The sequence below is a fragment of the Hongsoonwoonella zoysiae genome (genome assembly GCF_013266695.1).
Lineage (GTDB): Bacteria > Pseudomonadota > Alphaproteobacteria > Rhizobiales > Stappiaceae > Hongsoonwoonella > Hongsoonwoonella zoysiae.
Genome location: NZ_JABRXF010000001.1, coordinates 1644877 through 1657790, shown reverse-complemented (window position 1 = coordinate 1657790; position 12914 = coordinate 1644877). Strand labels below are relative to the sequence as shown.

General features: G+C 60.7%; 11 protein-coding genes. 10 read left to right on the top strand and 1 reads right to left on the bottom strand.

Annotated features, from left to right (window positions below; all coding sequences use genetic code 11):
* Positions 1–316 precede the first annotated feature (316 nt).
* The 8 genes from HPQ64_RS07665 to HPQ64_RS07630 all read left to right on the top strand — a co-directional run bounded on the left by HPQ64_RS07665 (position 317) and on the right by HPQ64_RS07630 (position 9976).
* Complete coding sequence (locus tag HPQ64_RS07665; protein ID WP_172887774.1) at positions 317–1525, top strand: mandelate racemase/muconate lactonizing enzyme family protein; 1209 nt, start codon at positions 317–319, stop codon at positions 1523–1525.
* 437 nt (positions 1526–1962) lie between these two features.
* Positions 1963–2640 carry a FadR/GntR family transcriptional regulator gene (locus HPQ64_RS07660; protein ID WP_246270366.1) on the top strand — a complete coding sequence of 226 codons (678 nt, stop codon included), beginning with the start codon at positions 1963–1965 and terminating at the stop codon, positions 2638–2640.
* A complete protein-coding gene (locus HPQ64_RS07655; RefSeq protein WP_172887772.1) occupies positions 2630–3643 on the top strand; it encodes an ABC transporter ATP-binding protein in 1014 nt (337 codons plus the stop codon). Before HPQ64_RS07660 ends, HPQ64_RS07655 begins: the two co-directional genes overlap by 11 nt.
* Complete coding sequence (locus HPQ64_RS07650) at positions 3640–4740, top strand: dipeptide ABC transporter ATP-binding protein (protein WP_172887771.1); 1101 nt, start codon at positions 3640–3642, stop codon at positions 4738–4740. Before HPQ64_RS07655 ends, HPQ64_RS07650 begins: the two co-directional genes overlap by 4 nt.
* 29 nt (positions 4741–4769) lie before the next feature.
* Positions 4770–6275 (top strand): ABC transporter substrate-binding protein, encoded by a 1506-nt coding sequence (locus HPQ64_RS07645; protein ID WP_172887770.1) that lies wholly within the window; start codon positions 4770–4772, stop codon positions 6273–6275.
* 61 nt (positions 6276–6336) lie between these two features.
* Positions 6337–7284 (top strand): ABC transporter permease, encoded by a 948-nt coding sequence (locus HPQ64_RS07640; protein WP_172887769.1) that lies wholly within the window; start codon positions 6337–6339, stop codon positions 7282–7284.
* Positions 7281–8159: an ABC transporter permease subunit gene (locus HPQ64_RS07635; protein ID WP_172887768.1), complete on the top strand. Its 879-nt coding sequence runs from the start codon at positions 7281–7283 to the stop codon at positions 8157–8159. The genes HPQ64_RS07640 and HPQ64_RS07635 overlap by 4 nt, the downstream gene beginning before the upstream one ends.
* 29 nt (positions 8160–8188) lie before the next feature.
* Positions 8189–9976, top strand: a complete 1788-nt coding sequence (locus tag HPQ64_RS07630; RefSeq protein ID WP_172887767.1) for a gamma-glutamyltransferase family protein — start codon at positions 8189–8191, stop codon at positions 9974–9976.
* An 84-nt stretch (positions 9977–10060) separates the two neighbouring features.
* Here the strand turns inward: HPQ64_RS07630 and HPQ64_RS07625 are convergent, their stop codons facing one another.
* Positions 10061–10636 carry a tautomerase family protein gene (locus HPQ64_RS07625; protein ID WP_172887766.1) on the bottom strand — a complete coding sequence of 192 codons (576 nt, stop codon included), beginning with the start codon at positions 10634–10636 and terminating at the stop codon, positions 10061–10063.
* 99 nt (positions 10637–10735) lie between these two features.
* Between HPQ64_RS07625 and HPQ64_RS07620 the strand changes: the two genes are divergently transcribed.
* Positions 10736–11587, top strand: a complete 852-nt coding sequence (locus HPQ64_RS07620) for a UTRA domain-containing protein (RefSeq protein ID WP_172887765.1) — start codon at positions 10736–10738, stop codon at positions 11585–11587.
* A gap of 55 nt (positions 11588–11642) precedes the next feature.
* Positions 11643–12875, top strand: coding sequence for an ABC transporter substrate-binding protein (locus HPQ64_RS07615; RefSeq protein ID WP_172887764.1), 1233 nt, complete (start codon positions 11643–11645; stop codon positions 12873–12875).
* The last annotated feature ends 39 nt before the right edge of the window (positions 12876–12914 follow it).

Sequence of the window (12914 nt, the reverse complement as noted above, 5' to 3'; positions counted from 1 at the left end):
ATGCTCTCCGGCCTTCCATGTGGAGCATGGAGCATTCGCTAGACATGTTCGCTTTCCATCCACTAACGTAGCGCCGATGACGAACCTGTAATGGCGGGATGCGAATGATACTTACAGGCGGTGGCCTGAAGCAACGGGTCAATGGTTCAGAAAATCGGCGTTCCCGAATGTAGGCACGTTCCGCTTTGTGTCCTGGATGCCTCTCGACCGTCCCGCACATCACTTCGCGCGACACCAATGGCATGACCAGCAAGCCCTCCACCCGCATTATCGGGTTTGAACGTGTAAGGTGCCCGACGGGAAAAGGGCGAATTCCATGAAACTTGAAAAGATCGAAACCTTTATCGCCGGCAATCCACCGCCGCGCCATGGCGGGCGTTATTTCATCTTCGTGCGGCTGACCACGGCCTGCGGGATCAGCGGTGTAGGCGAAATCTACAACGCCACCTTCGGGCCGGATCTTTGCGCTCAAATGGCGGTGGAGGTCTTCACCCGCCAGTTCGAAGGCGAAGACCCGCACCACATCGAAAAGCTTTGGCGCAAGACCTATGGCGCGGGCTTCACCATGCGCCCGGATGTGACGGTGATGGGCGTTCTTTCCGGGCTGGAAGTGGCGTGCTGGGATATCATCGGCAAGGCTGCCGGCCAGCCGGTTTACCAGCTTCTGGGCGGAAAGGTGCATGAGCGGTTGCGCAGCTATACATACCTCTACCCGCCCTCGGGCGATGTCTACCCCGACCCGGAGGCGCCCAACGTCTACAATGACCCGGACCTTGCGGCGGAAGCGGCTGTGAAGGCGGTGCAACAGGGCTTCACCGCGGTAAAGTTCGACCCTGCGGGCGCCTATTCGATCTATGACGGCCGCCAGCCCCTCCTGACCGATCTTGATCGCTCCGAGCGGTTTTGCCAGCGCATCCGCGAGGCGGTCGGCACCCGCGCCGACCTTTTGTTCGGAACGCACGGGCAGTTCACCGTTTCGGGCGCGAAGCGCATGGTGCGGCGGCTCGAAGCCTATGATCCCCTGTGGTTCGAAGAGCCGATCCCTCCGGAAAATCCAGCAGACATGGCCAAGGTCGCGTGCTACACCTCAATTCCCATTGCGACGGGGGAACGGCTGACGACCAAACATGAATTCGCCCGGCTCCTGGAGGCGGGCGCCGCCTCTATACTACAAATGAACCTTGGGCGCGTCGGCGGCATTCTGGAAGCCAAGAAGATCGCCTCGATGGCAGAAACCCGCGCGGCCCAGATCGCACCGCATCTCTACTGCGGGCCGGTTGTGGCGGCGGCGAATATCCAGATCGCCACCTGCAGCCCGAATTTTCTGATCCTCGAATCCATCGGGCGGTTCGACGGGCCGTTCATGCAGTTCCTGACGACTTCGATCAGATGGGAAGACGGCTATGTCATCCCGCCCGCCGCGCCGGGGCTCGGGGTGGAGCTGAACGACGAGGCGATTGCCGCCCATCCCTACACCGGCGACGAATTGCACCTGAATCTTGCCACCGACCCGGTCATGCCGTGACCCGTTCCCCATCTGCCAATCTGAAGATATCGGGTACCTCGGAAGCAAAACCCGAGGACCTCTGCGACGGGAAGTTAAATCCACGGAGAACCATAAGGATACGAGGATTAAACTCAACCAATGGGGAACCGATTAAAATTTGTTCCCTTACATAGATTTCGAACACCACCGCGAGAGCCCATTCAGCGGGCACGAGGCACCACATCCAACCGGGCAAATTGAATATTTAAATCAATCTCTTGAAGAAAATCAGGTTTTAAAGCACCAGCAAATGACCTGACACTTACAGCCAAGTTGGACCTCGGTGCGCTTTCAGAAACCGCAGGGCAAGGGCTTGCGCATCAAAAATTCTGCGGCCAATAATGAAACCAATTCGAATTGGTTCATTTTGGTGAGTCATGAAAGATTTGGACAGGCCGGCCCAGCGAAATTCGAGCATGGCGCTCGAACGGCTCCGGATCATCGTGGATCAGCTTACCGCGGAAGGCGTCGAGCAGCTTCCCACCGAACGCGAGCTGTCGGAGACCATCGGCGTCGGCCGCAGGGCCGTCCGGCGCGCTCTGGAAGTTCTTGAAACGGAGGGCAAGATCTGGCGCCGGCAGGGAGCGGGAACGTTTATCGGCAGCGAGCCCGCCTGTCCGGAAAAGCAAATACTTGCCTTGCATGAAAACTCCAACATGCTCGAGGTGATGGAAGTCCGGCTCCAGATCGAACCCGTTCTGGCGCGCCTTGCGGCGCTACGCGCCAATCCGGCCGATATCGCCGCCATGCGGAACCTTGCGGACCGCGTCGGCAAGGCCGACGACATGGACAGCCGCGAACTCTGGGACAGCGCCCTGCACCGGGCCATCGCGCGCGCGGCGAACAACACACTTTTCCTGGCGCTTTTCGATGTGGTCGACAGGGTTCGCCAGGATTCGTCGTGGCGGCATGTGCGTGAAGCGCTCAGGACCGAGGACGCCATGACGCTCTATAAATTCCAGCACTTCGACATCATCAAGGGCATAGAGGAGCGAGACCCGATCAAGGCTGAAAAGGCCATGCGGGGCCACCTTCTCGCGTTACAGGAACGCCTGCTGTTCCAAAGCGCGACCGAGGTTAGCGATGCTGAATAGCGCTCCGGCGGCAACGGCGCCTGTTCTGGACGTGCGGAACCTGGCTCTCCGGTTCAAGGACACCCCGGCGAATATCGTCGATGGAATTTCCTTTTCCGTTCGCGAAGGCGAAACGCTTTGCATCGTCGGCGAGAGCGGATGCGGCAAATCGGTCACCGCGCTCGCCCTTATGGGCTTGCTGCCCCGGTCGGTCGCGCGGGTAACCTCCGGCACGGCCATGTTCGGCGGTAGCGATCTTCTGACTCTGCCTCAGCGCGCGATGGCTGATATTCGCGGCAATACGATCTCGATGATCTTTCAGGAGCCCATGACCTCGCTGAACCCTTCCTACAGGATCGGCGAGCAGATCGGCGAAGTCGTCCTGCGCCACAAGCGGGTGACGAGGGCGCAGGCGCGCCAACGCGCCCTGGAGATGCTGGATCGGGTCAGGATACCGGCGGCCGCCAGCCGGCTGGACGATTACCCGCACGAGCTTTCCGGGGGGATGCGCCAGCGGGTGATGATCGCCATGGCGCTCGCAAACGATCCGGCGCTCCTGATCGCCGATGAGCCGACGACCGCGCTGGACGTCACAATCCAGGCCCAAATCGTCGACCTGATCGAAGAGCTTCAAAAGGAAACCGGCACGGCGCTCATCATGATTACCCATGACCTCGGGGTGGTGGCTGAAATCGCCGACAGGGTGTCCGTCATGTATGCAGGTCATATCGTCGAGGAAGGCCCGGTCGAGGCGATTTTCGATGACCCACAACACCCCTACACGATCGGCCTGATGAGTTCCGTACCCTCGATCGGCCCGCGCTCCGGCAGGTTGGCAACGATCGGCGGCCTGGTGCCGACCATCGATCGCATGCCCTCCGGATGCCGGTTCTCACCCCGCTGCCCCTTTGTCCAGGCCGATTGTCTGAAGGCGCATGCACCCCTGTCGACCTTTGGCCCGGAACACCGGGCAGCATGTTATTTCGCACCGCTTGAGACCGTATTTGCGGAGGCGGCATCGTGAGCCTTCGGACGCCGGAAACCATTATTGAGACGCAAGCGGTTACAAAGCGCTTTTCGGGCAGTAGGGGCCTGTTCAGGCCCGCCACCTTTGTCAGCGCCGTCAACGCCGTGTCTCTCAAGATCAGGCGGGGCGAGACATTCTCCATCGTGGGAGAAAGCGGCTGCGGCAAGTCCACGCTTGCTCGTCTCCTGGTTCGCTTGCTGCACCCCTCCGAGGGCGCGGTTCTTTATCAGGGCACCGATATTTCCTCCCTGTCGGAAACGGACATGCGCCGCTTGCGCAAGGATCTTCAGTTCGTCTTCCAGGATCCGTTTTCCTCTCTCAACCCACGCATGACAGTTGGGGCGTTGATAGAGGAACCCATGAAGGTTCACACCTCCCTTTCCCGGCCGGAGAGACGTCAGAACGTGGCGGAACTCTTGCGGAAAGTCGGCCTTCGCCCGGCCTTTTCCAACCGTTACCCGCATGAATTCTCCGGCGGCCAGCGTCAGCGCATCGGCATTGCAAGAGCCCTTGCCAGCGGTCCGAAGGTGATTGTCGGCGACGAGCCCGTATCCGCTCTTGACGTTTCCGTGCAAGCCCAGGTCATAAACCTCCTGGAAGACCTGAAAGCCGAATTCGACCTGACGCTGGTCCTGATCGCGCATGACCTTGCCGTGATCCGGCATATGAGCGACCGGATCGCGGTAATGTATCTGGGCGAAGTCGTCGAACTCGCGCCGAACGAGGCGCTCTATAATGAGCCGCTCCATCCGTACACCCAAGCCCTGATGCAGGCGATCCCGATCGCCTCGCCGCACGGCCGATCCATGGACGCTGCGCTGACCGGTGATGTGCCCTCCCCCCTTGCGCCGCCCGCCGGCTGCCGGTTCCACCCCCGCTGTCCACATGCAAGCAGCCTTTGCAGCACGGAAAAGCCGGAACTGACCGAGACCGGCACGGACCGGATGATCGCCTGCCATCACTGGGAGAAATTCGCCGGAAATGCGCAAACCCACCTACGGGAACCACCAAGGAGCGCAAACGCTGAGAAGCGCTTCACGCTGTTCCGTGAGCGATGTCAACAACAAGAGCCGACGACGGCCGACAACCCCTGAATCGAACCTTTCCAAGGGAGAGATATAATATGCGTAAGGAATTTCTTGCCGCGCTGTTGTTGAGCGCAACGACCCTTGTATCGACGGCCCATGCCGCCGACCTGCGTATCGGCCTGCAGGACGACGCGGATGTTCTTGATCCCGACCAGTCCCGGACCTTCGTTGGCCGCATCGTCTATACTTCCCTGTGCGACAAGCTTGTGGACATCACCCCGGACCTTGAAATCATTCCGCAACTTGCAACCGGCTGGAGCTGGTCGGACGATGGCAGGGTCCTGACCATGGACCTGCGCGAAGGCGTGACGTTCCACGACGGCACTCCCTTTAACGCCGAAGCCGTGAAAGCCAATATCGAACGCTCGAAGAACCTTCCGGAAAGCCGCCGCAAGAGTGAGGTCAAATCCATCGAAAGCGTGGAGGTTTCCGGTCCGCTTCAGGTCAGGATCAACCTGGCGGCGCCGGATGCAACGCTGCTGGCGCAGTTCGCAGACCGTGCCGGAATGATGGTTTCGCCGGCAGCAGCCGAGGCCGCCGGCGCTGACTTCGGTGCGAACCCCGTATGCTCCGGCCCGTTCAAATTCGTCGAGCGCGTTCAGCAGGACCGCATCGTCCTGAGCAAATTCGACGGCTACTGGAACGCCGGTGCCATCCATTTCGACACCGTCACATTCCTGCCGATTCCGGACACGACCGTCCGTCTCGCCAATTTGCGCTCCGGTGATATCGACATGCTGGAAAGGCTTGCGGCTACCGATGTGGCATCGGTGAAAGGCGATGCAAACCTGGGCTACGCCGAAGCGGTTAGCCTGGGATATCAGGGCATTACAGTGAATATCGGCAACGGAGAGAAAGGCGACAATCCATTCGGCAACGACGCCAGGCTCCGCCAGGCCTTCAGCCTGTCGCTTGACCGGGATGCGATCAACCAGGTGGTTTTCGAAGGCGCCTTCGCCCCCGGCAATCAGCCCTTCCCGCCAACCAGCCCCTGGTATGACAAGGACCATCCGGTTCCAGCCCGCGACGTGGAAAAGGCCAAGGCGCTTTTGAAGGAGGCAGGATACGACAGCTTCGACGTCGAGGTGCAGGTCGCCAACAACCCGGTCCAGACCCAGATGATGCAGGTCGTTCAGGCCATGGCCGCGGAAGCCGGGTTCAACGTCAAGCTGAAATCGATGGAGTTTGCCAGCCTTCTTGCGGACCAGTCGGCAGGCAACTACCAGGCGAGCCAGGTCGGCTGGTCGGGCCGTGTCGATCCGGATGGCAACATCCACCAGTTCATGACCTGCAAGGGCGGTATCAACGATAGCAAATATTGCAATCCGGAGGTCGACGCGCTTCTGGACGCGGCCCGCACGAGCAACGAACTTGCCACGCGCAAGGCTAAATACGATGAGGCCCGCGATATCCTGAACAACGATCTGCCGATCATCTATCTCTATCACCCGACATGGATATGGGCGCTTTCCGGCAAGCTGGAAGGCTTCACCCCCTATCCGGACGGCATGATCCGCCTCGAAAACGTGAAGTTCAATTAAGTCAGACCTGTCAAGGAACCCGGCACACGGCCGGGTTCCCGCTCAACCCGGTTAGGTCCGAATGCTGTCCTACATCGCGCGCCGGCTGGTGATTGCCGTCCCGACGCTCATTCTCGTGTCGGTCTTCGTCTTCGTGCTGCAGAAGCTGCTGCCCGGAGACCCGGCCCTCGTTCTTGCCGGCGAAGAACGGGATCCGGAGGTTCTGGAATTTATCCGTGAAAAATACCGGCTGAACGACCCGGTCATCTACCAGTACTTCCACTGGATGAAGGCCATGCTGCAGGGTGATCTCGGGATATCCCTGCGCACGCAGCAGCCTGTTGCGACCCTGATCGCGGACAAGCTTCCCGTCACCATCCAGCTTGCCATCATGGCCATGGTGATCGCCTTTGCCATTGGAATACCCGCAGGCATCCTGTCCGCGGTCCACAAGGGCACCGCCGTCGATTACATCGCCAATTTCATTGCCCTTTCCGGCCTCTCGATCCCGAATTTCTGGCTCGGCATCATGCTGATCTTGCTGGTTTCGGTCCAACTGGGCTGGCTGCCGGCCTCCGGTTACGAATCTCCCTTTACTGATCCGGTCAAATCGCTCCAGACGATGATAATGCCGGGCTTCGTGCTCGGCACCGCCCTGGCCGCCACGCTGATGCGCCATACCCGCTCCGCCATGCTTGGCGTCATGAAGGCGGATTACATACGCACGGCGCGGGCTAAGGGCGTTTTGGAAAACGCCGTCATCATCAAGCACGCCTTCCGCAATGCCTTGCTGCCGATCGTCACGCTCAGCGCGCTCCTTTTCGGCGAATTGCTCGCCGGCGCCGTGCTGACAGAGCAGATTTTCACCATTCCCGGCTTCGGCAAGCTGATTGTGGATGCCGTCTTCACCCGGGACTACGCGGTCGTGCAGGGCATAGTCATGTGCACGGCCGCCGGGTTCATTTTGATGAACCTGATCGCCGATGTTCTCTATTTTCTTCTCAACCCTCGCATGAGGAGCAGCCTGTGAGTGCCGTGATCTCCACAGTCGAGCCTGCGGAAGAGACCGTCCGGCCGGAAAGCCGGGCCTGGAAGAAGCTTAAAGCCAGCAAGAGCGCCTTGCTCGGCTTCGCCATCGTCGCTTTCTTCATAGGCATCGCCGTCGCGGCGCCTATCCTGCCGATCGCGGATCCGGCCGCGACCAGTTGGAGCGTAGTCAGGAAGGCACCATCCGCAGTCCATTGGCTCGGGACCGACGAGATCGGGCGGGACATTCTCTCACGCATGATCTGGGGTGCACAGGCATCACTGATGGCCGGTGTTGTGTCCGTCCTAATCGCCGTCCTGGTCGGCGTGCCCTTCGGCCTGATTTCGGGCTATTTCGGTGGCTGGATCGATCAGGTGATTTCGCGCATCACCGATGCCCTTCTTGCAACGCCGTTTCTGATCCTGGCCATCGCCCTTGCTGCCTTTCTCGGACCGAGCCTGACGAACGCGATGATCGCCATCGGGCTCTCCGCAATGCCGATCTTTGTCCGGCTCACGCGTGGGCAGGTGCTTTCGGTGAAGACGGAAGACTACGTGGAAGGCGCACGCGCCGTCGGCCTTGCCCACTTTGCCATCATGGCCCGCTACATCCTCCCGAATGTCTTCGCGCCAGTCCTGGTCCAGGCAACCCTGACGGTGGCAACCGCCATCATCGCCGAGGCCAGCCTCTCATTCCTGGGTCTCGGCCAGCAACCGCCGGCGCCAAGCTGGGGGTCGATGTTGAATGTCGCCAAGAATTTCATGACCCAGGCACCGTGGATGGCCTGGTGGCCGGGAGCGGCGATCTTCCTCGTCGTGCTCGGCTTCAACCTGCTCGGCGACGGTTTGCGCGACGCTCTCGACCCGCGCGAAACCTGAACCTTTTCATGTGAACAAACGAGTAGCTCATGTCACGCTTCACCACCCGCCCCGAAATCACAGGTTCCTTCGGTGTAGTTGCTTCCACCCACTGGATTGCCAGTGCCGTCGGCATGAGCATTCTGGAAAAAGGCGGTAATGCCTTCGACGCCGCGGTTGCCACCGGGCTCGTCCTGCAGGTCCTAGAACCGCATCTGAACGGCCCCGCCGGCGACCTGCCGGTCATCTTTCACGATGCACGGCGAAATGAAACCAAGGTCATCTGCGCTCAGGGACCGGCTCCCGCCGGAGCGACCATCGCGCACTACAAGGGCGAAGGCCTGGATCTCATCCCGGGCAACGGCCTGCTGGCGACGGTAATCCCGGGCGCCTTCGACGGCTGGATGCTGATGCTGCGCGACCGCGGCACCTTAAGCCTGCGCGACGTTCTGGAGCCTGCGATCCATTACGCCCGGCAGGGCCAGCCCATGCTGCGCGGCGCGGCATCGACGATCGAAGGACTGAAGGACTTCTTCAAAACCGAATGGCCGACATCCCATGAAACCTGGGTGCCCGGCGGCGAGGTGCCACAGGCTGGCGAAATGTTCCGCAATCCGGTGCTGGCAGAGACCTGGACGCGCCTGCTTGAGGAAGCCGAAGGCAAAAGCAGCCGCGACCAGCAAATCGATGCGGCGCGGGACTGTTTCTACCGGGGCTTCATCGCCGAGGAGATCGGCAATTTTCTCGAAACGGCCGAAGTCATGGACGGATCCGGAAGCAGGCACAAGGGTGTTCTGACCGCCGATGACCTGGCTTCGTGGAGCGCAACCTACGAAGATCCCTTGCAGGATGACTATCACGACTGGACAGTCGCCAAGACCGGCCCTTGGGGTCAGGGGCCGGTTCTCCTCCAGTCGCTTGCGCTTTTGCGTGGATTCGAAATCAGCAAGATGGAGCCCGACGGCCCGGATTTCGCACATCATGTAACCGAAGCCATGAAACTCGCCTACGCGGACCGCGAGGTTTACTACGGCGATCCGAACTTCATCGACGTTCCGATGGGCCACCTCCTGTCCGAGGAGTACAATTCCGCCCGTCGCAGCCTGATTTCGGACAAGGCCTCCTTCGACCTGCGCCCCGGCACCTTGCCGGGTTTCGAGGATCAGGTCGCCAGAAGCATGGCGATGATCGAGCGGGCGGGAATTGCCGATACGGGGCTTTACGAACCGACCATGGCTCATCTTTCCGAGCGCCGCGGCGACACGGTTCATCTCGACATCATCGACCGCTGGGGCAACATGGTTGCCGCGACCCCGTCGGGAGGTTGGCTGCAATCGTCACCGGTCATTCCCGCGCTCGGCTTCTGCCTCAACTCGCGAGCGCAAATGTTCTGGCTGGAAGAAGGCCTTGCCACGAGCCTTGAGCCGGGCAAGCGGCCGCGCACGACCTTGACGCCCAGCCTTGCATTTCATGAAGGCCGCCCGATCCTTGCCTTCGGCACACCCGGCGGCGACCAGCAGGACCAGTGGCAGCTTTCGTTGTTCCTCCGGCTCGTCCATCACGGCCTGAACCTGCAAGAAGCCATCGACATGCCGCTGTTTCACACAACCCATTTCCCGACGTCGTTCCACCCGAGGCAACGCCAGCCGGGCCATCTGATGGCGGAAGGAAATTTCAGCGCCGAAACAATCGAAGGGTTAAGGGCGCGCGGTCACTCGGTCGAGGTCTCCGACCTTTGGACCATCGGCCGCCTGACCGCTGCAAAGCGCGAAGCAGACGGAACGCTGAAGGCCGGCGCCACACCGCGCCTCATGCAGGCCTACGCCGTCGGTCGCTAGAACAAAACCCGTCAAATCCAACCCTGATTTGGCGGGCTTTGCCCCCGCATCTCTTAGCCTTTCACGGCGCCAATTCAGTCTGGTTTACGAAGGCGGAACCTGCCTCCTTGCGCTCTCCGCCAAGTCGTTCCAGACCATCTGTCGGCCGATCAGATCGCCGCTGAGTTCAAAACGGTCAATGAAACGTATGCCTGAAAATGGGGTGCCGTCGGGCCATTCACCGGACAGGGTGCCCGTGCAGTAAACGACGGAGCCACTGTCGCCGGCCGTAGTATCGAAACGCTCATAAGTTTTGCGCACGAAGCGATAGCGCGGCTTTGCCCATTCGATCAGTTCCTCCAGCGTCGTGAATTCGACCGCGCCGGGGAATGTCATCTTGAAGTCCGGCGCAAGGAAGGTCTTCGCTTTCGCGAGATCGCGTGCTTCCATCGTCTCCAGGAATTCACGGACGCGACCTTCCGGATCGGCGAGGACCCGGCCCGGCGCGCGCGACTGGCCGCCGCGCATATAGTTGGCCGGCTTCAACTCCTCGATTGTGACGGTGATGCCCTCGAGAGGCGCGGCGACGATGGCGCAAACCGTATCGGTGAGTGCTTTCGCAAGTCGCCGGCGGGTTTCGTCCGGATATCCCTCGATCAGCGTGACTCGAATGACTGGCATGGCCGCTCCCCGTTAAATGGTTTGCCTCAATATCAAATCGGATTGACATAATGATATAATGACATACCATTTAATGAAACCAACTTGTCGGAGGGAGCCGTGACCGCCAAACTCAGGCAGATAGACAAGGGACAGGAGCCGGAACGGCGCTCCCACGGTCGCCTCGATCCGTCCGGTCACGTGCCGCTTTATCACCAGATCTTCCTGATCCTGCGCAACCGTATCTACGGCGGCGAATTGTCCGAAGGCGACCTTGTGCCGAGCGAGCAGGATCTCACCAATGAATTCGGCGTTTCCCGCATCACCGCGAAACGCGCCCTTAACGAGTTGGCGGAGGCCGGCCTCGTCGTGCGCGAACGTGGCCGCGGGACACGTGTGGTCAAACGTCCCCCTGCGCCTGCCGTAACCTCTTCGATAGACGGTTGGCTGGAAAACATTTCCCTCATGGGCCTGTCCACCAGGGCGCAAGTGCATGACTTCAGCTATGTGTCGGCGGGCGAGGAAATCGCCCAGGCGCTGGAGCTCGAAGCAGGTGCGGAAGTTCAGCGGGCCGTGCGCGTGCGCTGGCTGGACGAGAAACCGATGTCCTATCTGGTCACCTATGTGCCGGCGGAGATAGGCCGCCAGTTCGAGCGCGCGGACCTGAACGCCAAGCCCTTGCTTCATCTACTTGAACGCGCAGGAATCGACGTCAGCTCGGCCCGGCAAACGATTTCGGCAACGCTCGCGGACTCGGAGGTTGCCCGGGCTTTGTCGATCCACGCCGGAGCTCCACTGATCGAGGTACGCCGGGTCGTGCGCGACCGCATCGAGCGGCCGGTCGAATACATTCGGGTGCTGTACCGCCCCGATCTCTATCACTTCGAAATGTCCATGCGGCGGGTGCGTGAGGAAAGTGGCCCCCGCTGGACGGCGACGACGGCGCCGACGGTCCCGGCCGACGGCGGATAACAATCCAGATGGGAAACCGGGAAACGACGACCTGAGGTTCTAAAGGGAGGAACAAATGACAGACGAGAAGAAGCCGGCAGGGATTGTCCGCCGCGATTTTCTGCAAACCGCCGGTACGGCGGCTCTGGGGTTGGGAATAACGGGACTTCCGACCGTCCTGCGGGCGCAGCCGGCATCCGTCAAGATCGGCCTGATCCACCCGGTATCCGGCTTTATCGCCTTCTCAGGCAACCAATGCCGCGAAGGCGCCCTGATGGCGATTGCAGATATCAATGCCGCGGGCGGCATCAAGTCCATGGGCGGCGTGAAGCTCGAAGCCGTGCTCGGCGACAGTCAGGGCAAACCCGACATCGGCGCGGCTGAAGTCGCCAAGATGGCTGAAGCCGGCATCAATGGCATCGTCGCCGGATACGCTTCGTCGATTTCGCTCGCCACCTCCCAGGAAGCGGCGAAGACCAACACCCCGCATGTGGTCGACGTGGGTGTGTCCGACCAGATCGTCAGCCGCGGCCTGACGAATACGTTCCGCTTTTCACCGGGTTACGGGAAGATCGCGGATTTCGCCGTCGCCAATCTCGACGCCATTAACAAGGCCGCCGGCTCGCCCGCGAAAACGGCGATGATCATTCACGAGGAATCGCTCTTCGGTACCGGCACAGCGGACCTGTTATCGAAGAAGCTGCCGGAAAACGGCATCGAGGTCATCGAGGTTATCAAGCACGCCAACCCGACGCGCGACTTCACCAATATCGTCCTGCAGATCAAGGCGAAGAAACCCGACCTGATCATACCGGCCAATTACTACAACGAATATGTGCTGCTTGCCCGCACCATGCGCCAGCAGCGCATCGAGGCCATGGGCATCTATTCGGTGCTTGGCGGGGCGGCCTCGAACTACAAGTTCGTCAAGGAGTTCCCGGAAGCCGCCGAAAACATCATGGATTGCAACCACTGGTTCAATCCGAAGTCGGAAGTGGCCTTGGCCCGCAAGGCGGCTGCGGAAGCCAAGGGGCTCGTCTACACCTACGAGGTGTTTCTTGCCTACAACGCCGTTCTCGGCCTGGCGGATGCGATCGAGCGCGCCGGTTCGACCGACAAGGAAGCGGTCAACGCTGCACTGTCGTCTTCGAACATGGACATGTCGTTCATGCCCTACGGCCCGACCCGGATGGTCGATGGGCAGAATGAAGGCGCGCAGCCTGTGAATACGCAGGTTCTCAAGGGCGATATTGAGGTGATCGCCCCGAAGGAGTTCGCCTCCGCCGAGGCGGTGTTCCCCGTCAAGTAGAAACGACGGGAAACACGCCAGGTTCCATCAAGGTCGCGC

Coding starts and splice junctions, on each gene's coding strand:
- HPQ64_RS07625 (WP_172887766.1), bottom strand. CDS start 10,636: ATGCCAGTCATTCGAGTCACGCTGATCGAGGGATATCCGGACGAAACC.
- HPQ64_RS07655 (WP_172887772.1), top strand. CDS start 2,630: ATGCTGAATAGCGCTCCGGCGGCAACGGCGCCTGTTCTGGACGTGCGG.
- HPQ64_RS07640 (WP_172887769.1), top strand. CDS start 6,337: ATGCTGTCCTACATCGCGCGCCGGCTGGTGATTGCCGTCCCGACGCTC.
- HPQ64_RS07660 (WP_246270366.1), top strand. CDS start 1,963: ATGGCGCTCGAACGGCTCCGGATCATCGTGGATCAGCTTACCGCGGAA.
- HPQ64_RS07615 (WP_172887764.1), top strand. CDS start 11,643: ATGACAGACGAGAAGAAGCCGGCAGGGATTGTCCGCCGCGATTTTCTG.
- HPQ64_RS07665 (WP_172887774.1), top strand. CDS start 317: ATGAAACTTGAAAAGATCGAAACCTTTATCGCCGGCAATCCACCGCCG.
- HPQ64_RS07630 (WP_172887767.1), top strand. CDS start 8,189: ATGTCACGCTTCACCACCCGCCCCGAAATCACAGGTTCCTTCGGTGTA.
- HPQ64_RS07645 (WP_172887770.1), top strand. CDS start 4,770: ATGCGTAAGGAATTTCTTGCCGCGCTGTTGTTGAGCGCAACGACCCTT.